This is a genomic window from Achromobacter agilis (assembly GCF_900496965.1).
GTDB lineage: Bacteria > Pseudomonadota > Gammaproteobacteria > Burkholderiales > Burkholderiaceae_B > Achromobacter > Achromobacter agilis.
Genome location: NZ_UFQB01000061.1, coordinates 1 through 762 on the forward strand (window position 1 = coordinate 1; position 762 = coordinate 762).

At 66.0% G+C, this 762-nt stretch carries 1 protein-coding gene; it reads left to right on the plus strand.

Annotated elements, in window-relative coordinates; all coding sequences use genetic code 11:
* On the plus strand, nucleotides 1-564 hold a 564-nt coding region (locus AGI3411_RS30025), incomplete at its 5' end, for a phosphate acyltransferase (RefSeq protein WP_279638367.1).
* Between the last annotated feature and the right edge of the window lie 198 nt (nucleotides 565-762).

Below are 762 nucleotides of genomic sequence, written 5' to 3' on the forward strand. Positions count from 1 at the left end.
ATCGGCCGCCGTGCCGGCCACAACGTGTATGCGGCGATGAACATCCTGCTGCTCAACGAGCGCACGGTGGTGCTGGTGGACACGCATGTGAACGACGAGCCCTCGGCCGAGCAGATCGCCGAATTCACGGTGATGGCGGCGCAGGAAATGGCCCGCATGAACCTGGCGCCCAAGGTGGCGCTGCTGTCGCGGTCGAACTTCGGTTCGGGCAGCTCGGCGTCGGGCGCGAAGATGCGCCGCGCGCTGGAGTTGGTGCGCGAGATCGCGCCGGAGCTGGAGATCGACGGCGAGATGCATGGCGATTGCGCGCTGGACGAGGCGCTGCGCATGCGCATCCTGCCGTCGTCTTCGCTCAAGGGCGAGGCCAATCTGCTGGTGTGCCCGAACGTGGACTCCGGCAACATTGCCTACAACCTGCTCAAGACGGCCGCGGGCGGCAACGTGGCGGTGGGTCCGTTCCTGCTCGGCGCCAATGCGCCGGTGCACATCCTGACTTCCAGCTCCACCGTGCGCCGCATCATCAATATGGCGGCAATGACGGTGCTGGACGCCAACCGGGTCTAAGCCCAGGCCCGATCCGGATGTGGAAAAAGAGCCCCTTAGGGGGCTCTTTTTTCGCCGGAGGGCATCCACGGCCTGCGCAAGAATGGCCGGTCCGCCGCCGGGCCGCCCCAAGGCGGGCCAGTGTATGGACCGGGGACATGGGTAACAGGTGTACGAGGACATGGGTGACACTTTTCCGGGTTAGGTGCCCGGGAGAGT